The organism is Asaia sp. BMEF1 (genome assembly GCF_051628905.1).
Lineage (GTDB): Bacteria > Pseudomonadota > Alphaproteobacteria > Acetobacterales > Acetobacteraceae > Asaia.
Genome location: NZ_CP157575.1, coordinates 542,501 through 566,371, shown reverse-complemented (window position 1 = coordinate 566,371; position 23,871 = coordinate 542,501). Strand labels below are relative to the sequence as shown.

Annotated in this window: 24 protein-coding genes and 1 tRNA gene (1 of these 25 running past the window's edge); 7 read left to right on the top strand and 18 right to left on the bottom strand. The window is 59.4% G+C overall.

The genetic code is table 11. The features are described from left to right. Window positions 1-5: 5 nt before the first annotated feature. From ABHV46_RS02465 to ABHV46_RS02455, 3 genes are all read right to left on the bottom strand, one after another. A complete protein-coding gene (locus tag ABHV46_RS02465) occupies window positions 6-806 on the bottom strand; it encodes a glucose 1-dehydrogenase (protein ID WP_438382565.1) in 801 nt (266 codons plus the stop codon). 100 nt (window positions 807-906) lie between these two features. Next, a complete protein-coding gene (locus ABHV46_RS02460) occupies window positions 907-1,497 on the bottom strand; it encodes a CarD family transcriptional regulator (protein WP_025841867.1) in 591 nt (196 codons plus the stop codon). A gap of 46 nt (window positions 1,498-1,543) precedes the next feature. Further along, on the bottom strand, window positions 1,544-2,419 hold the full coding sequence (locus tag ABHV46_RS02455) for a bestrophin family protein (RefSeq protein WP_336945224.1): 876 nt from the start codon (window positions 2,417-2,419) through the stop codon (window positions 1,544-1,546). A 133-nt stretch (window positions 2,420-2,552) separates the two neighbouring features. Here ABHV46_RS02455 and ABHV46_RS02450 point away from each other — a divergent pair, with 133 nt between their 5' ends. The 3 genes from ABHV46_RS02450 to ABHV46_RS02440 are packed head-to-tail and all read left to right on the top strand — an operon-like array spanning window position 2,553 to window position 5,259. Next, entirely contained in the window at window positions 2,553-3,674 is a 1,122-nt protein-coding gene (locus ABHV46_RS02450) for an S-(hydroxymethyl)glutathione dehydrogenase/class III alcohol dehydrogenase (protein WP_438382564.1), read from the top strand. Further along, on the top strand, window positions 3,671-4,525 hold the full coding sequence (fghA, locus tag ABHV46_RS02445; RefSeq protein WP_438382563.1) for an S-formylglutathione hydrolase: 855 nt from the start codon (window positions 3,671-3,673) through the stop codon (window positions 4,523-4,525). The genes ABHV46_RS02450 and fghA overlap by 4 nt, the downstream gene beginning before the upstream one ends. Beyond that, window positions 4,522-5,259 (top strand): ribonuclease T2 family protein, encoded by a 738-nt coding sequence (locus ABHV46_RS02440; protein WP_438382562.1) that lies wholly within the window; start codon window positions 4,522-4,524, stop codon window positions 5,257-5,259. Before fghA ends, ABHV46_RS02440 begins: the two co-directional genes overlap by 4 nt. Window positions 5,260-5,293: 34 nt before the next feature. On the opposite strand, the gene ABHV46_RS02435 is transcribed toward ABHV46_RS02440, so the two are convergent. The 3 genes from ABHV46_RS02435 to trpS are packed head-to-tail and all read right to left on the bottom strand — an operon-like array spanning window position 5,294 to window position 7,912. Beyond that, a complete protein-coding gene (locus tag ABHV46_RS02435; RefSeq protein ID WP_438382561.1) occupies window positions 5,294-6,463 on the bottom strand; it encodes a hypothetical protein in 1,170 nt (389 codons plus the stop codon). A gap of 4 nt (window positions 6,464-6,467) precedes the next feature. Beyond that, a complete protein-coding gene (locus tag ABHV46_RS02430; protein ID WP_438382560.1) occupies window positions 6,468-6,884 on the bottom strand; it encodes a secondary thiamine-phosphate synthase enzyme YjbQ in 417 nt (138 codons plus the stop codon). A 32-nt stretch (window positions 6,885-6,916) separates the two neighbouring features. Beyond that, on the bottom strand, window positions 6,917-7,912 hold the full coding sequence (gene trpS / locus ABHV46_RS02425; RefSeq protein ID WP_438384172.1) for a tryptophan--tRNA ligase: 996 nt from the start codon (window positions 7,910-7,912) through the stop codon (window positions 6,917-6,919). A gap of 124 nt (window positions 7,913-8,036) precedes the next feature. Here trpS and ABHV46_RS02420 point away from each other — a divergent pair, with 124 nt between their 5' ends. Continuing rightward, window positions 8,037-8,570, top strand: coding sequence for a thymidine kinase (locus ABHV46_RS02420; RefSeq protein WP_438382559.1), 534 nt, complete (start codon window positions 8,037-8,039; stop codon window positions 8,568-8,570). A gap of 21 nt (window positions 8,571-8,591) precedes the next feature. Here ABHV46_RS02420 and ABHV46_RS02415 read toward each other — a convergent pair whose 3' ends face one another. The 9 genes from ABHV46_RS02415 to ABHV46_RS02375 all read right to left on the bottom strand — a co-directional run bounded on the left by ABHV46_RS02415 (window position 8,592) and on the right by ABHV46_RS02375 (window position 16,682). Continuing rightward, window positions 8,592-9,020: a c-type cytochrome gene (locus tag ABHV46_RS02415; RefSeq protein WP_438382558.1), complete on the bottom strand. Its 429-nt coding sequence runs from the start codon at window positions 9,018-9,020 to the stop codon at window positions 8,592-8,594. A gap of 37 nt (window positions 9,021-9,057) precedes the next feature. Then, window positions 9,058-9,546, bottom strand: a complete 489-nt coding sequence (locus ABHV46_RS02410; protein WP_438382557.1) for an FKBP-type peptidyl-prolyl cis-trans isomerase — start codon at window positions 9,544-9,546, stop codon at window positions 9,058-9,060. A 117-nt stretch (window positions 9,547-9,663) separates the two neighbouring features. Further along, complete coding sequence (locus tag ABHV46_RS02405; RefSeq protein ID WP_336945233.1) at window positions 9,664-10,893, bottom strand: argininosuccinate synthase; 1,230 nt, start codon at window positions 10,891-10,893, stop codon at window positions 9,664-9,666. A gap of 95 nt (window positions 10,894-10,988) precedes the next feature. After that, window positions 10,989-12,182, bottom strand: a complete 1,194-nt coding sequence (gene rlmN / locus ABHV46_RS02400) for a 23S rRNA (adenine(2503)-C(2))-methyltransferase RlmN (RefSeq protein ID WP_438382556.1) — start codon at window positions 12,180-12,182, stop codon at window positions 10,989-10,991. 193 nt (window positions 12,183-12,375) lie between these two features. Then, on the bottom strand, window positions 12,376-13,116 hold the full coding sequence (locus ABHV46_RS02395; RefSeq protein WP_438382555.1) for a TlyA family RNA methyltransferase: 741 nt from the start codon (window positions 13,114-13,116) through the stop codon (window positions 12,376-12,378). Then, window positions 13,116-15,110 (bottom strand): 1-deoxy-D-xylulose-5-phosphate synthase, encoded by a 1,995-nt coding sequence (gene dxs / locus ABHV46_RS02390; protein WP_438382554.1) that lies wholly within the window; start codon window positions 15,108-15,110, stop codon window positions 13,116-13,118. Before dxs ends, ABHV46_RS02395 begins: the two co-directional genes overlap by 1 nt. Window positions 15,111-15,114: 4 nt before the next feature. Beyond that, a complete protein-coding gene (locus ABHV46_RS02385) occupies window positions 15,115-16,035 on the bottom strand; it encodes a polyprenyl synthetase family protein (RefSeq protein WP_438382553.1) in 921 nt (306 codons plus the stop codon). Further along, window positions 16,032-16,292 carry an exodeoxyribonuclease VII small subunit gene (locus ABHV46_RS02380; RefSeq protein ID WP_336945238.1) on the bottom strand — a complete coding sequence of 87 codons (261 nt, stop codon included), beginning with the start codon at window positions 16,290-16,292 and terminating at the stop codon, window positions 16,032-16,034. The genes ABHV46_RS02385 and ABHV46_RS02380 overlap by 4 nt, the downstream gene beginning before the upstream one ends. A gap of 120 nt (window positions 16,293-16,412) precedes the next feature. Beyond that, entirely contained in the window at window positions 16,413-16,682 is a 270-nt protein-coding gene (locus ABHV46_RS02375; protein WP_438382552.1) for a sulfurtransferase TusA family protein, read from the bottom strand. A gap of 151 nt (window positions 16,683-16,833) precedes the next feature. Between ABHV46_RS02375 and ABHV46_RS02370 the strand changes: the two genes are divergently transcribed. Then, a complete protein-coding gene (locus tag ABHV46_RS02370) occupies window positions 16,834-17,769 on the top strand; it encodes an ROK family protein (protein ID WP_438382551.1) in 936 nt (311 codons plus the stop codon). Here the strand turns inward: ABHV46_RS02370 and ABHV46_RS02365 are convergent, their stop codons facing one another. Together ABHV46_RS02365 and ABHV46_RS02360 are read right to left on the bottom strand one after the other, a co-directional pair. Then, window positions 17,770-18,567: an RlmE family RNA methyltransferase gene (locus ABHV46_RS02365; RefSeq protein WP_336945241.1), complete on the bottom strand. Its 798-nt coding sequence runs from the start codon at window positions 18,565-18,567 to the stop codon at window positions 17,770-17,772. A gap of 5 nt (window positions 18,568-18,572) precedes the next feature. Beyond that, the gene (locus ABHV46_RS02360; protein WP_438382550.1) at window positions 18,573-19,706 is read right to left on the bottom strand and encodes a Ppx/GppA phosphatase family protein; all 1,134 of its coding nucleotides are present in this window, start codon (window positions 19,704-19,706) and stop codon (window positions 18,573-18,575) included. A 198-nt stretch (window positions 19,707-19,904) separates the two neighbouring features. On the opposite strand from ABHV46_RS02360, the gene ABHV46_RS02355 reads away from it, so the two are divergent. Then, window positions 19,905-19,978, top strand: a tRNA-Gln gene (locus tag ABHV46_RS02355). A gap of 269 nt (window positions 19,979-20,247) precedes the next feature. On the opposite strand, the gene ABHV46_RS02350 is transcribed toward ABHV46_RS02355, so the two are convergent. Then, window positions 20,248-21,171: a DUF2167 domain-containing protein gene (locus tag ABHV46_RS02350; RefSeq protein ID WP_438382549.1), complete on the bottom strand. Its 924-nt coding sequence runs from the start codon at window positions 21,169-21,171 to the stop codon at window positions 20,248-20,250. 381 nt (window positions 21,172-21,552) lie between these two features. Here ABHV46_RS02350 and ABHV46_RS02345 point away from each other — a divergent pair, with 381 nt between their 5' ends. After that, a protein-coding gene (locus ABHV46_RS02345; RefSeq protein ID WP_438382548.1) for a TonB-dependent receptor crosses the window boundary here: on the top strand, window positions 21,553-23,871 show its 5' portion. 114 nt of this gene lie beyond the right edge of the window; only the first 2,319 of its 2,433 coding nucleotides appear in the window; it begins with the start codon at window positions 21,553-21,555; its stop codon lies beyond the right edge, outside the window.

Sequence of the window (23,871 nt, the reverse complement as noted above, 5' to 3'; positions counted from 1 at the left end):
TTGGTTCAGGAAGACCAGTTCTGTTCGAAATCGGCATAGAGCGTGAGCCCGCCATCGACGAACAGGGTCTGTCCGGTGATATAACTCGATTCTTCGGATGCGAGAAAGGCCATTGCGTCGGAGATTTCACGACACTCGCCCGGGCGACGCATCGGAATATGCTTTGCCGTCGCCTCGTATTTCTCCGGGTCCTTGGTCCAGGCATCGTTGATGGGGGTCACGATGGCACCAGGGGCGACAGCGTTTACGCGGATACCGTAGCGGGCATATTCGAGCGCCAGGGTGCGCACGATGTTGCCGACCGCGCCCTTGCTGGCGGAATAGCCAAGATAATGCGGTTTCGGCACCTGCTGATGGACCGAGCTATTGACCAGAATATTGCCCTTCTGGTCATTGGCTCGCCAGTATTTGAGGGCTGCCCGCGCACAGAGCACAACGCCCGTGACATTCACCGCCATGACCGCATTGAAATCTTTCAGGGCGATATCTTCAGACGGGCATTCGATCTGCATGCCTGCATTGCAGATGAGAACATCGAGACCGCCGAAGCCTTCGATCGTCTCTTTCACCACGCGATCGACGTCTTCCTCGACGGCCATGTCACCGGCGACGATGAGATGCTCACCGCTGACGGGCTTGGGGAGACGCTCGAGAAGGGGGCGAAGTTTTTCAGCCTTGCGCGCGTTGATAGCGACCTGAGCGCCTTCGCGAGCAAAATGCAGGGCTGCGTCCTCGCCGATGCCCTGTGAGGCTCCGGTAATGAGGATTTTCTTGTTTGCAAACCGTTTGGTCGTGTGTTCCGTCACGCGGCGCTCTCCTGTTCCGAGGGAAGGGACAGCCCGTGAAGGGCTGCCCTATCAGATTGCAGGATGAAACGCCGGTGAACGAAAAAGGATGCCTGACGGATCAGGCGGCCTTCATGGTCTCGGTCAGGGCCTGAAGAACGGCCGTGGGGTCCTTGTTTTCGAGAACCGCCACTTCGCTGACGAAGCGCTCCTGAGCGGCTTCGAAGAGCTTGCGCTCGCTGAAGCTGCCATCGAGACTGTCGACATTGCGGCGCAGGTCGCGCAGCACTTCGGCAATCTGGATCAGATCGCCAGAGTTGATCTTTTCCTGATAAGCCACCGCGCGACGGGCCCACATGCCCTTGCTGACATGGGGCTTGCCCTTGATGATCGACATCGCCTTTTCGACGATATCGCGCGTCACGATCTTGCGCAGGCCCGATTTGCGGGCCTTCGAAAGCGGAATACGCAACGTCATCTGGTTGCCGGGGAAGGAAATCTGAATGATTTCCAGCTTCGTTCCCGCGATTTCGTCAATGCCGATGCGGTCCACGCGGCCTACACCATGTGCGGCGTAGACGATGGAATCCCCTTCCTGAAAGGGATCGTCATCGCCGCCATGAGAGTCAGCCTGAGTTGCGGTCAGCGCAGCGGCGGTGCGCGCCATCGCGTCTGTCATGCCGCCCTTGGGAGGAGTTTTGAACGTGCTCATAACGAGAGCTTGTATCAGAAATTCCTCAGCTTGTCTCGTGGTCTCATTAGGGCTGCACGCCGCCCTGCGGCGGGATCGGGCCGCCTACCGGTTCGCCAATGGGCTGAAGCAGGTCGATCTCGATTGTGCGGGCCATGGTCAGCATGGGCAGGGCGTGTCTGCTGGGAACGAATGGCTCCTGCAGGTCGCGACCGCTCTTGTCGAGCGCCTGGAAGAGAAAGCCCACAAGGCTGGAGCCTAGCGGGGTGATCCAGCCGAGTGTCTGCACTGCCGAAAATGGCAGAACGATGCAAAATACATGCACCACCAGCAGGGGCAGGACGGAATACTGCACCGGCAAAGGCGTGTTCTTGATGCGCTCGAGGCCGCCCTGGGCATTGGCCAGGTCTGAAAGAATGCGGTCGATCGTGCCATGCACGGCACCGTCGATCTTCTTGCGCTCGACCTCTTCGGCGACACCGAGGCCGATTTCATAAAGCAGGGCGTTGGGCTTGTTCGTGCGTGCCATCACGCGTTCATACATGTCCGGCGATAGCAGACGCCTTGCGTCAGGGCCTTGCTCGGTATTCGAGAGCGCCGTGCGCAGCAGGTAGGGATAGGCGGCCATCGCCTTGGCCAGATCGGGGCGACCGCCTAGAAGCGTTGCAGCTTCACGGGCGAAGGAGCGGGAGTTGTTCGTAATCAGGCCCCAGAGCGAGCGACCTTCCCACCAGCGTGCATAGGCTGCATTGTTGCGCACGCCGAGAAACAGGGCGAGGGCAGAGCCCATCAATGAGATCGGCAAGGCTGGTTGTTCCATCCATTCCTGATGGAACACCTGATAGAGAATAACGACAACGAGGTCCCAGAGAGCGAGAATACCAAGGGGCAGGGCGGTCTCGCGCAGGAGAATCCACAGGCCGTAATTCTTGTCGACGATCAAGGTATATCGGTCCTCAGTCTATTAGGTCAGAAACTGGGGCATCTTATCCAAGACGCTGCGCATAAAACTCGTTAAAACTGTCACCGTTTTGTGACGTATCGTGAATCATCTTCTTTCACTGGAGTTCCCGTCAATGGATGTGATTGCTGCTTTGGCTCTCGAACCTGGCCGCCCCCTCGAAATCGACACCGTTCAGCTTGAGGGGCCGCGCGCGGGAGAGGTTCTGGTAGAAATCAAGGCCACAGGGCTGTGCCACACCGACAAGTTCACCATGTCTGGTGCTGACCCCGAGGGATTGTTCCCGGCGATTCTGGGCCATGAGGGCGCGGGCATCGTGCGCGAGGTGGGTGCAGGCGTCACGTCTCTCAAACCGGGCGACCATGTTATTCCGCTCTATACACCGGAATGCCGCTCCTGTCCGTCGTGCCTGTCGCGTAAGACCAATCTCTGCACGTCCATCCGCTCGACTCAGGGCAAGGGGCTGATGCCCGATGGCACGACGCGTTTCTCGTATCGTGGCAAGCCGGTGCATCATTATATGGGCTGCTCGACCTTCGCGAATTACACCGTCCTGCCGGAGATTGCTCTCGCCAAGGTGCGCAGCGACGCGCCTCTGGACAAGATCTGTTATATCGGTTGCGGCGTGACCACGGGTATCGGCGCGGTGCTGTTCACGGCTAAGGTCGAGGCCAACTCTACTGTCGTCGTCTTCGGCCTAGGTGGCATCGGTCTCAACGTCATCCAGGGGGCCAAGATGGTCGGTGCGCGCCAGATCATCGGCGTCGATCTCAACCCGCAACGTGCCGGGATCGCCCGCCAGTTTGGCATGACCCATTTCGTCAATCCTGCCGATCTCGGCCCAGACGGCGATCTGGTCGGGCATCTGGTCGAGCTGACTGGCGGCGGGGCGGATTACACTTTTGAATGCGTTGGTAACGTCAAGCTGATGCGTCAGGCGCTCGAATGCGCGCATCGTGGCTGGGGTGTTTCCTGCGTGATCGGCGTGGCTGGAGCGGGCCAGGAAATCAGCACGCGTCCTTTCCAGCTTGTGACGGGGCGTCGCTGGATCGGTTCGGCTTTCGGTGGCGCGCGCGGGCGCACCGATGTGCCCAAGATCGTGGATATGTATATGGAAGGACGGATCGATATCGACTCCCTGATCACGCAGCATCTGAAGCTCTCGGAGATCAATCACGGCTTCGATCTGATGAGCCAGGGCAAGTCGATCCGCTCGGTCGTGGAATTCGACGCATGAGCGTCGAGGCGCTCTCGCACCAGCTTTGCCATGGTGGCGCCGTCGTTGCGATGTCGCATCGGTCTAACAGCCTTGGCCTCGATGCGCAGTTCATGGTGTTCCAGCCCGCACAGGCCTTGCGGGGAGAAAAGGTGCCTGTGCTGTTTCTGCTGGCCGGTCTGACCTGCACCCATGAGACGTTCTTGCAGAAATCCACGATTATCGCCGAGGCCGCTGCCTGCGGTATCATGCTCGTCGCCCCCGACACGTCGCCCAGAGGGGCAGGGGTCAGTGGCGAAGCGGAGGGCTACGATCTCGGCACAGGCGCGGGGTTCTACCTCGATGCGACTCAGTCACCCTGGGCGAATCATTATCGCATGGGGAGCTATGTCTCGGATGAGTTGCCGCGTCTTGTAAGGACAGAGTTCGGTCAGGATGGCGCGCCATTCGGCATCATGGGGCATTCGATGGGCGGTCACGGCGCCCTCGTTCACGGGCTGCGCGACCCCTCGCTATGGCACTCTGTCAGCGCGCTCGCGCCGATCGTGCATCCTGCTGCGGTGCCTTGGGGCGAGAAGGCCTTTACGGCCTATCTCGGGGAAAACCGGGAAAGCTGGAAGGACTGGGACGCGGTCTCACTGATAGAGTCAGGCAAGCGCCATCCGGGAGAAATTCTTATCGACCAGGGCACGGCAGACCAGTTCCTCGCGCGCGAACTGCGCCCCGATCTGATCGAGAATGCTGCAGCCCGGGCAGGTCAGCCGCTTACGCTGCGCTATCATGAGGGCTACGATCATTCCTACTGGTTCATCCAGAGTGTGATCGCCGATCATGTCGCCCATCATGCACGTCTTCTGGGAGCCTGTTCATGATACGCAAGCTTGTCGCTTTTTCGGTTCTGTTTCTCGCCGGATGCGCGGGCTCGGTGTCGCATCCCTCTGCGCTCGTGCCGCTTGCGCATGGTGATTTCGACCACAACACGCTGGCGCTCACCTGGCAGCCCGGTTTCTGCACTGTCGGGTCAGGCTGCACCGCCGATCAGCCGCATCAATCGCTCGTCGGTCTGCATGGGCTCTGGGCGTCGGAACCCCATTCGCTTGAGGCGCAGAATGTGCCGGTCGAGCGGTGGTGGCGTGAAGGCTGCGGGTTATTCGGCCCCGATGCACCGCCACCCGTGCTTGATAACGCCATGCTGCGCACGCTCGGCGAGATCATGCCGCATACCAACCCTTCACTGCTGACCCATGAATGGGTCAAGCACGGGGCCTGTTTCGGTTACGATCCGGGCGTGTTCTTTGCCAAGGCGAGCGCGCTTCAACTGCGGTTTTCCCGCTCGCCGATGATGGAATTTCTGGCAGCCCGCGCCGGTACGGTGGTGGGGCATGATGAGGTGCTGTCGTTTTTCCGCTCGGCGACCGGCGCAACCCAGCCGAGGGCGCTTCAGCTTCGATGCGAAACCGATCACGCAAAGCGCGTGGTACTGACTCAACTATGGTTCACCCTCAATCCGGAGCACATGGGCAAATTTCCCGGCGCCGAAAGCTATCTGGACTCACCCCAGATGCAGGATAACTGCCCCGCCCAATTCTGGCTCCGAAACTGGTGAAACGTCTTTCAGCGCGCATCTCACCGCGATGCGCTCAGGGATTGGGGAAGTCACGCGCCATGAGGTGATGGTTATCGGGGCGTGACCAGAGATTATGGCTGCCCGCAATCGGGCCGCGCCCTGCCACCTCATAGCCGCCCGATGCCCAGCAGGTGTTGTTCGATACCAGGAGCGGAGAATCGTCGGGTTTGGGGAACGGGATCAGCTTCATGCACGGGCCTTGGGCCGGTCCCGTCACCTGATTGCCGATCACATTGATATTGCCCCCTGCGACGATGACCGGCGAATGCGCGGCAGCCGCCCCCCAGACGCTCGAATTCGCAAGAATACCGCCGTACATGCGGTCCATATGAAAACCGGCCCAGCCGGGATCGGCCCCGCTTGAGGGCAGATCGGCGCTACAATTCACCACGCGCGTGAGATCGACCCCATCGGCGAACAACCCGGCGCGTCTTCCTTCCAGATAGGAATCCGAAACACTCAGATCCTCGTCGCCTTTACCGTCGACAGCATAGATGCCGTACCAGCCTTCCAGCACCCGCAGATTGCGGATTTTCGTGCCTTGCACACCGGGCCCGATGAAAATCCCTGTGCCGTGGATGTCGGTTACATCGGTCACCGTATTATTCGACGCATAGGCCGAGATGGTTTGACTGCCTGACATGGTGCCGCTTATCAGCACCGCGTTGGAATCGCCGAAGGAATCGAAGAACGAGCCTCTGACGATATTATCCGAGGTTGCGATGAGTTCGACCCCGTTCCTGAAGCGGTCGATATTGACGTTCTCGACCAGCCCCTTGAATGCGCCGCGCACGCTGATCGCCGTATCGGCATAGGCGTTGACCGAGCGCAGTTTCAGATTGCGGATAACGTAGGGAATGACGGCCGTGCCGGGTTGGGGGGCGCTGAGCACTAATCCGCCCGCAAGAAAGCGGAGCGTGGCGTTATTACCCTCCACTATAAAGGTCTTGGCGGTGACGGGCACTCTCAGGGTTTTTACGCGGCAGATGCCGGACAGGGAAAGCGCAACGCCTTTCGCCGTGGCAGCATCTATCGCGTCCTGAATGCTTTTCGTGTCATCGCACTTGTCGTCGCAACGCGCGCCGAATTGAGTGACATCCAGTCCGATCTCGGCTCGGGCGGCGATCGGGACAGTCATTAACAGCCCGACTGCAACGCCGATTGCGACACCGATTTGGGTCATTGCGTCAGTTGCCGAGAAGATGCAGCACGATTTCGCGGCTGTGAGGGGAGCGGCGATGCTCGAAAAGATAGATCCCTTGCCAGGTGCCTAGAACGGGCTCACCGGCCATGACCGGGATTGTCAGCTGCACATTGGTCAAAACCGAGCGAATATGGGCGGGCATGTCATCCGCGCCTTCGTAATCGTGACGATAGGCGCGTGCTTCAGGCACGAGATCGTCGAAATAGCTGGCGATATCTTGCTGCACGGTCGGATCGGCGTTTTCCTGAACGATGAGAGACGCCGAGGTATGGCGGCACCAGAGTGTCAGCAGCCCCTCTTCGATACCAGTGGTTGCGACCCAGTCGAGCACCGGGCCGGTGATCATGGTCAGGCCCTTGCCAGGAGTGCGTATGGAAAGACGATGAAAAGCCTGTTGCATATCCGGTGTCCTGTCTCGCTCTGTCGCCAAGGTTAGCGCAGATAGCCGACCAGTCGTTCCGCTTCGCTGACGATGGGCTCTGCAATGGCATTGGCCCGTGCTGCACCCTCTCGCAGAACACGCTCGAGGTGGGCGCGGTCTTCGAGCAGGCGGCGCGTTTCATTCGCGACAGGCGAAAGCGTCGCGACCAGCAGCTCGGCAAGAGCGGCCTTGAACGGGCCGAAACCCTGGCCGCCGAACCGCGCCAGTACCTCATCAATGCCCTGATTGGCCATGGCGGCATAGATTGTCACCAGATTGCGCGCTTCGGGGCGGCCTTCCAGACCGGGGGCCTCGGAGGGAAGGGCTTCGGTATCGGACTTAGCCTTGCGTATCTTGAGCGCGATATCGTCCGCCGTGTCGGTCAGTTCGATACGTGACTGGGCGGAAGGGTCGGATTTCGACATTTTCTTCGTGCCATCGCGCAGGCTCATGACGCGCGCCGCCGAAGGCGGGATCAGCGGCTCGATCATGGGGAAGAAATCGACCCCGTAATCATGGTTGAACTTCGCGCCGATATCATTGGCAATTTCGAGATGCTGTTTCTGGTCTTCGCCTACCGGCACGCGCGTGGCGTGAAAAGCGTGGATATCGGCGGCCATCAGCGCGGGATAGACGAACAACCCGGCAGAATGCTGCTCGCGGTCCTTGCCGGCCTTTTCCTTGAACTGCGTCATGCGGTTCAGCCAGCCAAGGCGTACCACGCAGTTGAAGATCCAGCCTAGGCGCGCATGGGCGCTCACGGCAGACTGATTGTAAAGCACATGCTTTTCAGGATCGATGCCCGAGGCGATCAGGCAGGCAGCCTGCGCCAGATTATCGCGCCGCAACTGCTCGGGTTCGCGAAAAACGGTGAGGGCGTGCATGTCGACCAGACAGAACACGCAGTCATGGTCTTCCTGCAGCCGCACCCAGTTGCGGATCGCGCCAAGATAATTGCCAAGCTGGGGGACGCCGGTCGGCTGGATGCCGGAAAATACACGTTGCATGGCCGATGTTGTCGAATGCGTCTTGCGAACGGTCAAGGGGAAAGATTGCCGAGCCCGCGCAAATGGCTGTAAGGGCTGCGCGGCACCTTGAAGGATGGAAGCCTGTATGAGTGGAGAAAGCGTCGTGAGCAGGGGAATTCTGACCGTCTATGCAGGCCCGATGTTTGCTGGAAAATCGGCGCATCTGCTTCAGGACCACCCCGAGGAGGAAAAGACCCTCTGTCTCGCCCCGGCTTTCGACACGCGCTCTGGGGCAAGCATCCACAGCCGTGTCGGGCTACGCCGCCCCGCGCGTTCCGTCTCATCCTGGCCCGATGATTTTGCGCGTTTCGGGCATATCCTTCTTGATGAGGGGCATTTCATGATCGCACCGCACTACAGGGGCGATGTGGTGGCCGATATCGGCAAAAGCCTCGCTGCTGGGGTCGATATCAGCGTTGCAGGGCTCGATACGGATTTCATGCTGCGGGATTTCGATGTCATGGCGCGCCTTCGTCTGATGGCCGATCGCTACGTGCCGCTTATGGCGCGCTGTCACGTCTGCGAAGCGCCTGCGCGTTGGACCGCGAAGAAGCGCCAAACCGGTCATGTGCTCGAGACGGGTGATGAAGAGCTATACGAGGCGCGTTGCGAGGCGCACTGGGCGCCACCTGAATAAACCGCGTCTCTACCACAGGTATCAGGGAATTTTACCCTGCGCCGCGAGGCCCTCGCGTAGATCGTGAACCCGGTTCGAACCGATTTCTTCCCTGCGAGCCGCCGAAAACACATCGGGGGTGATGACGGGGGCGGGGTTGGTCGTACCTCGGGAAATGAGCCAGTTCAGGATAAGGCCCAATTGCTCGTCATTCAGGCGCCGGAAACTGGGCATCGAGAAATTATAGCGCCCACCATTGGCTTTAATCGGCCCGTCGAGCCCGTTGAGCATGACACGCGCGAGATAGGCACGCCCTTCAGGCGTCTTTGCGATCAGATCGAGACGGCCGACCAGAGGCGGCACCTCGCCGGGCAGGCCGTACCCCCCGTGATGACAGATGCCACAATTAGGGCCGTAGAGTTTTTGCCCTGCACTCTTTTTGCCGCAACCCGCCAGAGCAAGCGCGGCCATGAGAGCGAGGGCGAAGGGGGCGCGTTTGGGAAGCGTCTTACTGCTCCTGCCCGCCCAGACCGAGAAGCTGGATCTTGAAGACGAGGGGGCTGTTGGGTGGGATGATGCCCATCGACCGCTTGCCGTAGCCGAGCGCGGGTGGAACATAGAGCATCCAGGTATCGCCCACATGCATCATCGGCAGGGCTTCCATCCAGCCCTGAACGAGCCCGTCAAGCGCCATCTGCATATAGGCGCCGTTACCATGCTGCTCTGAACTGTCGAAAATACCGCCATCTGGCAGACGGCCTTCATAGATCAGCATCATCATGCGGCCCTTTGAGGGCTGCTCGCCATCCTTGGGGCCGGATTTCAGAACCTTGTAGGCGAGGCCGTCGGGCAGGGTCTTGACGCCGGGTTCGGCACGGACCTTGGCCATGAACTGCTCAGGCGTCAGCTCAGGCTCTTCTTTCGTGCCGCCACAGGCGGTCAGGACAAAAAAAGATGCCCCGGCGACGAGGGTCTTGATGGAGCGGGACAAACGCATGGCTGAACCTCTTGGAACTTGCGATGTCTGCGTGCCCCTTACCACGCGAGGCGGTGAGGAGCACGCAGGCCGATGATCGCACCGGGCAATCGATGCCGGGCGATCAGGATCCGGCTATCAGGGCTTGCCGCCGGTGCGACCGATCTGGCCGCCCAGACGCAGGCGCAAGGCGTTGAGCTTGATGAAGCCCTGAGCGTCGACCTGATTATAGGCGCCCTCGTCATCTTCGAAGGTGACGACGCGGGTGTCGTAAAGGCTGTTCGGGCTTTCGCGGCCGATGCAGATCACATTGCCCTTGTAGAGCTTGAGGCGAACACGGCCCGTGACCGATTTCTGGCTGGCATCGATCAGTGCCTGAAGCATGTAGCGCTCGGGCGAAAACCAGAAGCCGTTATAGATGATTTCGGCATAGCGCGGCATCAGGCTGTCCTTGAGGTGCATGGCCTCTCGGTCGAGCGTGATGGATTCGATGCTGCGATGGGCCGTCAGCAGAATAGTGCCGCCCGGCGTTTCGTAGATGCCGCGTGACTTCATGCCGACAAAGCGGTTTTCGACCAGGTCGAGACGGCCGATCCCGTTATCATGGCCGAGCTTGTTCAGGCGCGTAAGCAATTCGGCAGGAGAGAGCGTCACGCCGTTCAGCGCGACCGGATCGCCCTCATGAAAGTCGATGGCGATTTCAGTCGCGACATCCGGTGCGTTCTCGGGCGAAATCGTGCGCTGGAATACGATCTCGTCGGGCGCGATGGCGGGGTCTTCGAGAATCTTGCCTTCGGAAGACGAGTGCAGAAGATTGGCGTCCACAGAGAAGGGGGCTTCGCCGCGCTTGTCCTTGGTGACGGGAATCTGGTTCTCTTCGGCAAAAGCCAGCAGCTTCGTGCGCGAGGTCAGGTTCCACTCACGCCAGGGCGCAATGACCTTGATGTCGGGCTGAAGCGCGTAATAGCCGAGTTCGAAGCGAACCTGATCATTGCCCTTGCCGGTGGCACCATGAGCCACGGCGTCGGCGCCAACCATCTTGGCGATCTCGATCTGGCGCTGGGCGATCAGCGGGCGCGCGATGGAGGTGCCAAGCAGATATTGCCCTTCGTAAAGGGCATTGGCGCGGAACATCGGGAAGACGAAATCCTTCACGAAGGTCTCGCGCAGGTCCTCGACGAAGATTTCCTTGACGCCGAACATTTCGGCCTTGCGGCGTGCCGGTTCCAGCTCTTCACCCTGGCCCAGATCGGCGGTGAAGGTCACGACCTCGCAGCCGTATTCTTTCTGGAGCCAGCGAAGGATAACGGAAGTATCCAGCCCGCCCGAGTAGGCGAGAACGACTTTTTTAATGTCCCGGGCGGTCATAAGGCCAGGCTTCCCTCTGTAAAGATAACGCGTTGGGCGCCTTTCTTACCACCCGCCAGCCGATCAGGCCAGTCTCGGGGGACGGCCTCGACCTGTTATTCGGCATCCGCCGTCGCGTTGCGGCGCAGGCGCTCGCTTTCGGTCTTGAGCTGACCACAGGCTGCAAGGATGTCGCGACCGCGTGGCATACGGATCGGCGAGGCAAAGCCAGCATCCATCACGATGGCGGCAAATTTCTGAAGCTGCTCGCGGGTGGAGGGTTTAAATTCCGAACCCGGCCAGGGATTGAACGGAATAAGATTGACCTTGGCGGGCAGGCCCTTGATCAGGCGCACCAGTTCACGCGCATCGGCCTCGCTGTCATTGATCCCGCGCAGCATGATGTATTCGAAGGTAATGCGACGCGAATTCGACGCTGCCGGGTAGCGACGGCACGCCGCCATCAGCTCCTCGATCGGGTATTTCCGGTTGAGCGGTACAATCTTGTCGCGCAGTTCATTGGTGACGGCGTGCAGGGAGATCGCGAGATTGACCGCCAGTTCCTCACCGCAGCGATCCATCATCGGCACGACGCCAGAGGTCGAGAGCGTGATGCGTCGCCGTGAAAGGGCAATGCCTTCGCCATCCATCACGATGCGCATGGCCTTGGCGACATTGTCATAATTATAGAGCGGCTCGCCCATACCCATCAGCACGATGGTCGAGAGCAGGCGCGGAGTTTCCCCTCTTGGGCTCGGCCATTCGCCATAGGAATCGCGCGCCGCCATGAACTGCGACACGATTTCCGCAGCACCCAGATTACGGACGAGTTTCTGCGTGCCCGTATGGCAGAAGGTGCAGGAAAGGGTGCAGCCGACCTGGGACGAAATACAGACAGCGCCACGATCTTCACGCCGATCCGGGATATAGACCGTCTCGGCTTCCTGCCCGTCACGAAAGCGGAAGAGGAATTTGCGCGTGTCGTCATTCGACGTCTGTTCGAGCGACGTGGAAGGGCGTCCGACGACATAATGTTCTGCGAGCTTCGCCTGAAGCGGCTTGGCGATGCTGCTCATGAGCGAAAAATCGGTCGCGCCCTGATGATAGATCCAGTGCCAGAGCTGCTTTGCACGGAAGGGCTTCTCGCCGAACACGGCCATTTCGGCAATCAGCTCTTCACGAGACAGGCCCACGAGGTCGCGACGCCCATCCGGCAGCACCGCGGGCGGGGGCGCGAAAAGAGCAGATTTGGCCAGGATGCGCGCGCGCTCCTGCTCATTCAGGTCGAGAGGGGTCGAAATGTCGGACATGGCGCTGCTCTATCACGGAAGAGCCCCCGAAACGCAAGAAAAACCATGCTGGGAAATGGGGGATCGAAGAGCGGAAGCCTCTTTCTGGTGAGCGCGACGGAACCCGTGGAAGGCGGAGTTCTGTGATCAGCGTTCATGGGGCTCTGCCCCATGCCCCGCCAAAGGGCGGTCGCCCTTTGGGAACCCCTTTACTTTAAGCGTTACGCTTGGCGGCGATGAGAAATTCACGGTTGCCTTCTGGGCCGGTGATAGGGCTGGGTTCTACGCCTAGAACCTTCCAACCTTCGAGACCTTCCCACCAGCCGCGTATTTCCGAGCAGACACGCTCATGCACAGCAGGGTCGCGTACGACGCCTTTGGCGCCAATCTCGGCGCGACCAGCCTCGAATTGCGGCTTGATCAGCGCGACTGCCCAGCCGCCCGGCTGACAAAGAGCGAGAGCGGGGGGCAAAACTGTACGCAATCCGATGAAGCTCGCATCGCAGACGACTACCGAGATCGGGTCGGGAATAAGCGTTGCGTCGAGCGTGCGGGCATTGGTCTTTTCCATTACCACGACACGCTCATCTGAGCGGAGCTTCCAGGCGATCTGGCCATGCCCGACATCGACCGAAAAAACCTTCGTCGCGCCTTTGGTGAGGAGCACGTCGGTGAAACCACCCGTCGAAGCGCCAACATCGATCGCAGTCGCGCCTGTCGGATCGAGAGCGAAATGCGAAATGGCGTGGTCGAGTTTGAGCCCGCCACGCGAAACCCAGGGATGGTCCTGCCCCCGCAGATCGAGCGGGGCATCCTCGGCGAGCATGTCGCCCGCCTTGGCAATGCGGCGTTCCTTGCTGAAAGCAAGCCCCGCCATGATCAGCGCCTGCGCGCGGGCGCGGCTCTCGACGAGACCGCGCTCGACCAGCAGAACGTCAGCCCGCTTCTTGGCCATCAGGCCGTCTGCTGAGCGCTCTGCGCACCCAGTGCCGACTGGGCCACTGTGACGATCTGAGGTGCATTGAGCCCGGCTTCGTCATACTGCACGTCGGGCAGATTATGGTCGATATAGCTGTCGGGCAGGGCCATCGGGCGGAACTTGACCTGATCGAGCAGGGCGGTTTCGGCCAGATGACGCACCACGAGGCTGCTGAAGCCGCCTGCTGCACCTTCCTCGATCGTGATCAGCACGTCATGCTCGCGCGCTAGACGCTCGACCAGTGCCGTGTCGATCGGCTTGGCAAAACGCGCATCGGCAACGGTAACGGCGATGCCCTGCGCAGCGAGATGATCGGCAGCCTTGAGCGATTCCGTCAGGCGCGTGCCGAGGGACAGAATGGCTACGCCCGATTTCGTGCCAGGCTGACGTACGGCTTCGCGTACGATGCGACCACGACCGATTTCAAGGATCTCGCCTGCTTCGGGCAGCTCCAGCCCTGTGCCGCTGCCACGCGGATAGCGGAAGGCGATCGGACCTGCATCGTAGACGCAGGCCGTTGCCGTCATATGGGTCAGCTCGACCTCATCGCTCGGCGCCATGACGACCATGTTGGGCAGGCAGCAGAGATAGTTCAGATCGAAAGATCCTGCATGGGTCGCGCCATCGGCGCCAACCAGACCGGCGCGGTCGATCGCAAAGCGAACCGGCAGGTTCTGCAAATCTACGTCATGCACCACTTGGTCATAGGCGCGCTGCAGGAAGGTCGAATAGATGGCGCAGAACGGGCGGAGACCTTCGGATGCCATACCGGCAGCAAAGGTCACGGCGTGCTGCTCGGCGATGCCGACATCGAAGAAGCGGTCGGGGTGCTTCGTCGCAAATTTGTCGAGGCCGGTGCCTGACGGCATGGCTGCCGTGATTGCGGTGATGCGCTCATCCTTCTCGGCATGGCGCAGCAATTCGCGTGCCATGACGGAGGTGTAGCTCGGCGGGCCTGCGGGCGCTTTTTTCTGCTCGCCCGTCACGACGTTGAACTTGCTGACGGCATGGTATTTGTCACCGGCCGATTCAGCAGGCGTATAGCCACGCCCCTTCTCGGTGATGACATGCAGCAGCACCGGGCCTTCATCGGCGTCGCGCAGATTGCGCAGGATCGGCACGAGCTGGTTCATGTCATGGCCATCAACGGGGCCGACATAATAGAAGCCGAGTTCCTCGAAGAGCGTGCCACCCGTGATCAGACCGCGCGTCAGTTCATCTGCGCGCTTGGCTGTGCGCTCGAGGCCCGCGGGCAGACGCTTGGCCAGCTTGCCAGCCAGATCGCGCAGGCTCAGGAACTTGCGTGACGTCATGAGACGCGAAAGGTAGTTCGACATCGAGCCCACCGGCGGGGCAATCGACATCTCGTTATCGTTAAGGATGACGATCAGACGCTTGGCGCCTGCGCCAGCCACAGCCGCATTGTTCATGGCTTCATAGGCCATGCCAGCCGAGATCGACCCGTCGCCAATCACGGCAATGACGTTGCGCTCGTGATAGGAGGGGTCTTCATTGGCGCGCAGGTGATGCGCGACAGCCATGCCGAGACCAGCAGAGATCGATGTCGAGGAATGCGCCGCACCGAACGGGTCGTATTCGCTCTCCGAACGACGGGTGAAGCCCGACAGACCATGAGGCTGGCGCAGCGTGCGGATACGGTCGCGACGCCCGGTCAGGATCTTGTGGGGGTAGGCCTGATGGCCGACATCCCAGATGATACGATCATCGGGCGTGTTGAACACGGCGTGCATAGCAACCGTCAGTTCGACCACGCCCAGAGAAGCGCCGAGATGCCCCCCTGTGGTGGAGACGGCATCGACCGTTTCAGAGCGCAGTTCCTCGGCGAGCTGCTTGAGCTGCTCGGTCGAGAAATTCCTCAGATCGGCGGGAATGACCACGCGATCGAGGTGAGGAAAACGGCCCATCGTCGGAATGGACGCGGTGGTGTTCGGCTTGGTGGTATCGCTCATTCTCTTAATTCCTGCGCTCGACGATGTATTGTGCCAGGGCTCTGAGCGCGGCTGCTTCGGTCCCGAAAGAGATCAGGGCCTGTGTGGCCTGCTCGGAAAGGCGCGCGGCCTCGGCGCGCGCGCCGTCAATTCCGAGCAGGGAGACATAGGTAGATTTGCCGGAGGCTTCGTCCTTGCCGGCGGTCTTGCCGAGTTCCTCGGCGCTTGCCGTCGTGTCGAGCACGTCATCGGCAACCTGAAAGGCCGTGCCGATATCGCGCCCATAAGCGATGATGGCATCGCGCTGCGCGCGGTCGGCGCCGCCCAGAATGGCTCCGGCTTCGGCAGCGTAGCGGATCAGCGCGCCGGTCTTCATGGCGTGCAGGCGGCGGACCTGATCGAGCGGAAGGCTTTTGCCTTCGCCACGGATATCGACCACCTGGCCGCCAACCATGCCTGCGGCGCCGGAAGCCTGAGCCAAAGCGGTCACCAGAGCGATACGCACCGCCGGGTCCGGGTGGGTCGCCTCATCTGCCAGGATTTCGAAAGCCGAGGTCTGCAACGCATCGCCTGCGAGAATGGCGATCGCCTCATCGAACTGCTTGTGCGTCGAGGGCTGGCCGCGACGCAGATCGTCATCATCCATGGCGGGGAGATCGTCATGAACGAGGCTATAGGCGTGAAGCATCTCGACAGACGCCGCCACGCGCAGCGCGCCTTCGGCCTCGGCGCCAAAGATTGCCGCGATTTCGGTCACAAGATAGCCGCGTAGACGCTTGCCGCCGCCGAGTGCAGCATAACGCATGGCCTCGAGCAGTACCGACTCGTCACCATCAACCATGGGAAGAAGGCGATCGATCGTCGTTTCGATCGCACGGGCTGCCGTGCCAAGCGACGCGGCGAGCGCCTCAGGAGAGGCAATAAGGGTGGGTGAGGGGGTCGTCATGGGGCTTTTCCGCCAGAATTCTCGTCGAACTCGGGAAGGGAGACGGTTGTCGTTGTGCCGTCACGTTGCGTGATGGCACGAACCCGCATTTCCGCTTCCGATAGTTTTGTTTCGCAATGACGGCGCAGGGCAGCACCTCGCTCATAGGCGCTTATGGCGTCCTCGAGTTTCATCTGACCACTTTCGAGACCGCGAACGATCCTGTCGAGTTCAGACAGGGCCTCCTCGAAAGAGAGCTGTGAAAGCTGTGCGTCCATGCCGTAAATGCCGTCCCGCTCCGCTGTTTCGGAAAATCGCCGTCACGAAAGACGGCTCGATGGGAGGAGGGATAGCGTGTCGCACTCCATTCTCCAAGCCCAAGGAAGTAATGACTATGATTATTCCGTAACAGGAGATGACACAGCTGTGTCCATTTTGCGACGAATCACGAAAGAAAGCGTCTCGCCGTCTTCAGAGAAGGCAACCAATGCATGACCTGTTTCACGGCAGAAAGCCTGAAAATCCGCGACGCTGGCACGATCCGTAGCGAGCACGCGCAGGCGGGTTCCCGCCTGCATGGCCCTGAGGCTGCGATGCGCGCGCAGCACGGGCAAGGGGCAGGCAAGCCCGCGCACGTCAAGAAGGGTTTCGGGAGCAGGAGGAGTCATAGGACTGACTATGCGCGCAGCTTCGGTTGCGTTTCAAGCCTAGGGCATCCGTTAGGGATCGGACGCTGTTTTGCCATTACACCTTTACTCGGACCGCATTCGTCCGCAACATGCGCCGCAGTTTTCAGAAGCAACTTCAATAAGGCATGAGATGGCTGATTATCGCCTCGGCATCGATTTCGGTGGGACAAAGATCGAAATCGCAGTTCTTGATCGCGCGGGCGATCTTCAACTGCGCGAGCGTGTCCCTAACCCGGGAGTTTACGAAGAGGCCGTGATCGCTGTTCGCGATCTGGTGGCCAGTGTTGACCAGCGCCTTGGCAGTGTTCCATCGCATCTGGCCAAGCCTGGACAGTTCAGCTCGACGCTCGGTATCGGCATTCCGGGTTCCATTTCGCCCGAAACCGGGTTGATCAAGAATGCCAATGCAACCTGGCTGAACAACCAGCCTTTCGGCATCGACCTCGATCGTGCGCTGGGTCGGTCCGTGCGCGTCGAAAACGATGCCAACTGCTTTGCCCTCTCTGAAGCGGCAGACGGCGCGGGGGAGGGCAATCGCACCGTTTTCGGCATCATCATCGGCACCGGCATGGGTGCTGGTATCGTGGTTGACGGAAAGGTGATCGGTGGTCGTCACAGCATTGCCGGGGAATGGGGTCACACGCCGCTTCCGTGGACGCGCCTTGAGGAATTCCCGCTGCCGAAATGTTTCTGCGGCAATGAGGGCTGCCTCGAACGCTACCTCTGCGGCCCCGAGCTGGCCAAGGACTGGAAGGGCATCGGTCACCACAACACAGCGGGTATCGAAGAGGCTGCGGCCAGTGGCGATATCTCGGCAATCGGCGCGCTCGACCGCTACATGGACCGCTTCTCGCGTGCCTGCGCGCTCGCGATCAACTTCCTAGACCCCGATATCATCGTGCTCGGTGGCGGGGTGTCCAATCTTGACAGCATCTATCGGCGGGTGCCGCCGCTTCTTGCGCGTCATGTCATTACGCCGACCTGCACCACCCCGATAGTACGTAACAAGCACGGCGACAGCTCAGGCGTGCGCGGGGCCGCCTGGCTGTGGGACGTGACTGAATAATCAGTCACGCTTGAGGCGATCGGGTCTGAACCCGGTCGCCACGACATAAAGCTCGCTCGATTCCTTGCGCGATGCCGGTGGCTTCAGATGCCGGACATTCGAGAAAGCCAGTTTCATCGGTTCGAGCATCTGGCGTTCCGAGCCGCCCTGGAACACCTTGGCGACGAAGCCGCCGCCTTCCGCCAGAACCTGTATCGCGAAATCCAGCGCCCCTTCGGCGAGGCCCATGATGCGCATGTGATCGGTCGGTGCGTGACCCGTCGTGTTCGGTGCCATATCCGACAGCACCAGATCGGCTGGGCCGCCTAGTAATTCGATGAGCCGTGCCGGCATATCGGGATCGGTGAAATCGCCTTCGATAATGGTGGCATCGCTCACCGGGTCGACGGGCAGGAGATCGACCCCGACAACTGCACTTGCTCCGCGCTTGACCGCGACCTGCGTCCAGCCACCCGGGGCTGCCCCCAGATCGATAATTTTCATGCCCGGCTTGATAAGGTTGAGCCGGTCGTCGATCTCGATCAGCTTGAACGCCGCGCGTGAGCGCCAGCCCTGCTTGCGGGCTGCTGCAACATACGGGTCATTCAACTGTCGATTGAGCCAGCGCTGCTGGGCCGTAGAACGGCCACGAGCGGTGCGCAGCATGATTGTCTTGTTGCGGGCATTCTGAACGGAGCTTCCGTCGAGCGTGCTGTCGGATTGGCCGGGTGCGGTCGAGCTCTTGAGAGCTTTGCCGGGAACTCTCTTTTCGGAGGACTTCCCGTTCTTGCCGCCACGTTTGTCACTGTTTTTGCTCATGGGCGTCACATAAAGGAAGACGGTGCCACATGGCCACGATAATCAGCGATACTTGGGCGGCTGATGCCATGACGCGTGGCGCCATGGGAAGCATAACGGCTGGATCGTGCCTGGGTGGCCATACGCGCCACCATTCCATCTCTTAGCCCCCGATCGGCGACGATGATCCGCTCGGATGGCCAAACGCTATGGATCGCTTCGAATATGGCGCATCCAGGCAACATGAAATGCTGTCGGTCTGGTGGCAGGGTCGAGGGCGCCTGTTGGTCCCCGGCGGCGGCGCTGCGCACAAGGGCGATGGCGTCATGTGCAGCTTGCGCCGAGAGCGAAAATCCGTCTACCGCGTTGCGGCTGTACCGGGTCAGATTCTGGGCCATGCTTGCTAGCGTCGTTACCGTACCGCTGGTGCCGAGCATCTGCACAGCCCCGCGCAGCATCTCCCTGCCGATCTGATGAACCGCCTCGAAGGCGAGTAGCGGCTTGCGAACCGTCTCCACCATTGTTTCGTAGAGATATGCATGCGCTGAATGAGCGGCCGCCTCACGTGAGCGGCCAAACTGCTCCGACAGCGTCACAACGCCGTAGGGCAGGCTGACGAGGCTGACCAATTCGTGCCCGCGCGTCTCGGAGTTCAGACGTAACCAGGCGATCTCGGTCGAACCGCCGCCTATATCGAACACGATGGCACGCTCACCAGGTTGCTGTGCGCGATGCAGCAGGGTGCGGCACCCTTCAACCGCGAGTTCTACTTCTTCTCTGGGAGAAATGATTTCAAGCGAGAGTCCGGTCTCGGATTGGACGCGGGCGAGAAAGCTCTCGCGATTGAGGGCGCGGCGGCAGGCCTCGGTGGCTACGGCGCGAACCTGAAGCGAGGGAAGGCCCTTCATACGCGCTGCATAGGAGTCGAGTGTGCGTACCGCGCGATCCATCGCCTTTGCGCTAAGTTCGCCCGTTTCGATGAGCCCCTCGCCGAGGCAGACCATGCGGTTCTGACGATCGACAATCTGCACGCCACCGGCAGTGCGTCGCGCGATCATGAGGCGACAGTTATTGGTGCCCAGGTCCAGCGCAGCGAAATGCCTGAACGGTGCGCCCTCAGGCGTATGGGATGACAGTGTGTCGCTACGGCTATAGCCCATGATCGTCCCCCCTCATCCTGATCCCGACATGAAATCTTACGTCAAAAACAATGTGATAGTGCCAAGGTGGCGCAGCAAGCATTTTATGCTCTGCTCATGTCCAATTTATGAAAAAAAAAGCGAATAAGGGGGTTGCGGCCTGTCTGGGTGGGTGCTATCCCACCGCCACCGCAAGGCAATCAGCTTCTGCAAAGATGCTGGGGGATAGTTTAGCGGTAGAACTACCGGCTCTGACCCGGTCAGCCCTGGTTCGAATCCAGGTCCCCCAGCCAAAATTTTCTCGAAATTTCAATCTGACGATGAAGGCTTCCCGAGATAGAGGCCTAAACCTCGTGCGTCGCAGTCCTGTCACTCTCCTTCGTTCGGGTTTCCGAAGCGATGTGGATGGCTTCCGCGATCCCACCCTGGCTCAACGGCGTTTTTCTCATCACTCTGCTGGGGCCTTGGCCGTTTTTTGGGCTTCGGGATCAGCATCATGGCCACCCAGAAACTAAGGGCGGCGCATGCTGAAAAAATGACGGGAGCATCCAACAGATGCATGTCACTTGTCTTTCTTGCGAGAGAATACGCTTTTAAGGCGCGTCCATAGCAGGGCGAAGAAGCCGATCACGGCGACGATTGCCTTTGAGCTGAGCAGCGCTGAGCCAATCTTGACGACAAAAGTGATAACGACGCCAATCAGCCCGGTCTTGACAGCGACTGCCGCTGCCCCTCCACCGATAAGCCCCATCAGACCATATTCAGCCAGTTTGTCGCCGGTCTTGAAATCGCTGTAGCGATTGCCAAGCGTCGGCTGAAGATAGGTCAGGGCGATGTTGAATTCGTCTCTGTCTGCCCCGTACGTATCGACATCCCCGACCATGAGAACGCGGTAATAACCGGTACGCGTCAGCAGGCGCGTATTGAGATTGGTGATGAGCGAGCCGTCATCTGTCTTGAACCGGTAAGCCCATTCGAGGCGGTGGGTCTGCTGATCGTAGCGCGGGGGCGTCTGCCACCCGGCAGGAAAGAGCTGTGGCAGGTGTGCGGCTTTTCGCTCCTTGTTTTCCGCAGCCGATTGCTCGGTCATCGAAGTAAGCAATTCTGCTGCGTCGATCGTGTCTGTGTCACCGATATGGCCGGAATTTACGTAGTGAAAATCCATAAACCAGTCTTTGTCGTTAGATTCTGGCTGTAAGATATAATCCTGATTGTCCTTTTCCGAGACAAGGTTGCCGATCAGAGCAAGGAATTTCCTCCCACTTGGGGGCGACAGCACCTCATACCCCGCCGGGATTTTCAGTTCAGAACTGCCGTCCACTCCGATTGTCGCAGGGCCATGGATCCACGGAAGGGAGGCGATCATCTGCCCTGTGCTCTGGTGCGGAGTCTGCGTCTGGTCGTCCGCCGCCCGGCTTGCGCCCGGAGTGAGGGTAGCGAGGGCAATCAAACAGGAAAGCGATTTGAAGCGAGGGCGAACGATCACAGTGCAAGGTCTCGGTTTGAGTGTATCTGGAAGAATGTCTGGTAACGTCTAACGTTAAAAATTCCAATCTATGCAATGATAAATCTATATTCTTTACTTTATTCGTTTCATTAACATTATATAATTTCATGCATCAACTTCGAAAAACAGCCGTAAACCGACTGATGTTATGCTTTCTGAAGTCTCTATTTCTTTAACGATTTCTGCCGATGCTCGCTTTTTCCAGAACTCCGTTTGTATCATATGTAACTGAAAAGAAACGATTTCTTAAAAGAGTATCGTCATTAAACTTTCATCGTGATTGTTTCGAGTGCGTGTTAATGCCGGTCGTCAATTCGTTAACTCCCTTTAACGATCAGCGTTTAAGCCTCAGGAACCACGATGAGTTTGAGAGCCCGTTTCTTTCTCTGCGCAACCTCTGCTCTGGCGTTGCAGATTTCAGCCGCGTCCGCGCAGGTCATTACGACAAGCAATGCGGCATCTGGCTCAAAGGGCCAGGCTTCCAAGTCCACTGTAAAGGCTGATGACGGCCCATCAATGATGGGCTCCACCGCACCCACCGACGCCGCACGGAGCGAGACAGTACAGGTGCGTGCCAGCCGTCACACGGCTGCCGGTGGCGGCTTGATGGTCCACGAAGACGCTGCGAAATCGCGCTCAACCGTCACGCAGGAATTCATTGCCAAGCAGACGCCTGGCCTGAACCCCATGCAGCTCATTGCCATGCTGCCGGGCGTGAATACGACGTCGGTCGACCCGCTCGGGCTCAATGGCGGTAATCTGACACTGCGCGGTCTCAATGCGAGCCAGATCGGGTTCACCCTTGAAGGCTTTCCCATTAACGATATCGGCAATTATGCGGTCTACCCGCAGGAAATCGTTGATTCAGAAAATCTACGCACGATCAATGTCGAGCAGGGGTCGGCGGATCTCGACAGTCCGCATATCAGTGCTTCTGGCGGCGCCGTGAATATGTATCTGCTCGACCCAACCGAACGGTTCGGCGGTCATCTGGACGGCACTTATGGCAGCTATGACTCTCGGCGTATTTTTGGCCGTGTCGACACGGGACGGATCGGCAATACCCATCTGAAGGGTTACGTTTCGTTCTCGGCTGCGCATGAAGATTCATGGCGCGGTCCAGGGGCCCAGAAGAAGCTTCATGGCGAGACGAAATGGGTCAATGAATGGGGTCAGGGTAACCGTATCTCGCTGGCGATCGTTGGCAACCAGAGTGACAGCACGCTGTTCCCCTCCATGTCGCTGGCCAACTGGCAGAAATACGGCACGAGCTATACGTATGACTCCAAATGGAACCCGAAGAGCCCTAGTGGAAATTACTACAAGCTGCACCAGAACCCGTTCACCAATATCTATGCCAGCGCCCCGTCCACCTTTACGCTGACAGATCGGCTTACGCTGACGGAAACACCCTATTTCTGGTACGGTAACGGCAATGGTGGCGGTGCCTACAGCGAGAGCCTGACGAGCCAGCAATATGGTGCTCAGACACTGAGCGGCTCGATTGGCTCCTATAATTCGTCAAATACCAAGAGCCTGCTTCTCTATAATCCGTCGAACACGCAAACCTACCGCCCTGGCGCAGTCACGAAGCTCGCTTTGCACACGGGCGCCAATCGTCTCATGATCGGCTACTGGTTCGAATATTCGAAGCAGATCCAGACATCGCCCTACAGTCTTGTCGATCCCGCGACCGGCGCTCCACTCAATGAGTATGGCGGCGGGCCCAATCTTGTGCTTTCTAACGGTGAGACGGCACAATATCGCGATACGCTTACCCAGACGCGCATCCACACGCTCTTCATTGATGATTCGCTCTCGCTGCTCAATAATCGTCTGACGCTCGAAGGCGGTCTGAAATATGCGATGATCACGCGTCAGGGGCAGAACAATCTGCCTGATACGTCAACTGGCCGATATATCCGGGGCAGCTGGAACGAGCCGCTCCCGGCTGCGTCGATCCGTTACAAGCTGAACAATCAGTTCCAGCTTTTCGCTTCGGGTACCACCAATTTCCGCATTCCGATGAACACTTCGCTCTACGATGCAGGCACCTATACGAAGGGCGTTGGATACAGCACTCAGGCCAATCCGAATCAGAAGCCTGAAATCTCGATTTCCGAGGAGGCTGGCGTTCGTTATCAGGGCAGTCTCTTCAACAGTACCCTGACCTACTTCCATTATAACTTCACCAACCGCCTTTATTCGCAGACGGTCGTGCAGCCCAACGGGTCTTACTATTCGCAGAGCATCAATGGCGGCGGCTCGCATGCCGATGGTGTCGATTTCGAAATCGGCACGCGCCCGATCCTCTACCACCTGCGCCCGTATGTGTCGGCGGAGTATATCAACGCGCGCACAGACAGTAATATCGCCGCAGGAAGCACAGGCGACTATGTGAAGAGTAAGGGAAAGTTCGCCCCCCAGACGGCTCGCCAGCAGGTGGCCTTCAACCTGGATTACGACGACGGCCACCTCTTCAGTGGCTTCGCGCTGAAATATGTCGGCAAGCAATATGCAACGTTCAATAATGACACCTCGATCCCGAGCTATGTCACCATGAACGTTCATGCGGGTTATCGCTTCAGGAACTTCGCGTTCATGAAAAATCCGGTTCTTCAGCTGAATATCCAGAACATCACGAACAATCACTATCTTGGCTTCGTGAACGGCGTCACC

Excerpts from the sequence above, each read along its gene's own strand:
- ABHV46_RS02395 (WP_438382555.1), bottom strand. The coding sequence starts at position 13,116 with ATGGCCAAGAAGCGGGCTGACGTTCTGCTGGTCGAGCGCGGTCTCGTC.
- ABHV46_RS02450 (WP_438382564.1), top strand. The coding sequence starts at position 2,553 with ATGGATGTGATTGCTGCTTTGGCTCTCGAACCTGGCCGCCCCCTCGAA.
- ABHV46_RS02385 (WP_438382553.1), bottom strand. The coding sequence starts at position 16,035 with ATGACGACCCCCTCACCCACCCTTATTGCCTCTCCTGAGGCGCTCGCC.
- ABHV46_RS02440 (WP_438382562.1), top strand. The coding sequence starts at position 4,522 with ATGATACGCAAGCTTGTCGCTTTTTCGGTTCTGTTTCTCGCCGGATGC.
- ABHV46_RS02365 (WP_336945241.1), bottom strand. The coding sequence starts at position 18,567 with ATGAGCAAAAACAGTGACAAACGTGGCGGCAAGAACGGGAAGTCCTCC.
- ABHV46_RS02435 (WP_438382561.1), bottom strand. The coding sequence starts at position 6,463 with ATGACCCAAATCGGTGTCGCAATCGGCGTTGCAGTCGGGCTGTTAATG.
- dxs (WP_438382554.1), bottom strand. The coding sequence starts at position 15,110 with ATGAGCGATACCACCAAGCCGAACACCACCGCGTCCATTCCGACGATG.
- ABHV46_RS02430 (WP_438382560.1), bottom strand. The coding sequence starts at position 6,884 with ATGCAACAGGCTTTTCATCGTCTTTCCATACGCACTCCTGGCAAGGGC.
- rlmN (WP_438382556.1), bottom strand. The coding sequence starts at position 12,182 with ATGTCCGACATTTCGACCCCTCTCGACCTGAATGAGCAGGAGCGCGCG.
- ABHV46_RS02415 (WP_438382558.1), bottom strand. The coding sequence starts at position 9,020 with ATGGCCGCGCTTGCTCTGGCGGGTTGCGGCAAAAAGAGTGCAGGGCAA.
- ABHV46_RS02460 (WP_025841867.1), bottom strand. The coding sequence starts at position 1,497 with ATGAGCACGTTCAAAACTCCTCCCAAGGGCGGCATGACAGACGCGATG.
- trpS (WP_438384172.1), bottom strand. The coding sequence starts at position 7,912 with ATGCAACGTGTATTTTCCGGCATCCAGCCGACCGGCGTCCCCCAGCTT.
- fghA (WP_438382563.1), top strand. The coding sequence starts at position 3,671 with ATGAGCGTCGAGGCGCTCTCGCACCAGCTTTGCCATGGTGGCGCCGTC.
- ABHV46_RS02410 (WP_438382557.1), bottom strand. The coding sequence starts at position 9,546 with ATGCGTTTGTCCCGCTCCATCAAGACCCTCGTCGCCGGGGCATCTTTT.
- ABHV46_RS02405 (WP_336945233.1), bottom strand. The coding sequence starts at position 10,893 with ATGACCGCCCGGGACATTAAAAAAGTCGTTCTCGCCTACTCGGGCGGG.
- ABHV46_RS02380 (WP_336945238.1), bottom strand. The coding sequence starts at position 16,292 with ATGGACGCACAGCTTTCACAGCTCTCTTTCGAGGAGGCCCTGTCTGAA.
- ABHV46_RS02370 (WP_438382551.1), top strand. The coding sequence starts at position 16,834 with ATGGCTGATTATCGCCTCGGCATCGATTTCGGTGGGACAAAGATCGAA.
- ABHV46_RS02375 (WP_438382552.1), bottom strand. The coding sequence starts at position 16,682 with ATGACTCCTCCTGCTCCCGAAACCCTTCTTGACGTGCGCGGGCTTGCC.
- ABHV46_RS02360 (WP_438382550.1), bottom strand. The coding sequence starts at position 19,706 with ATGGGCTATAGCCGTAGCGACACACTGTCATCCCATACGCCTGAGGGC.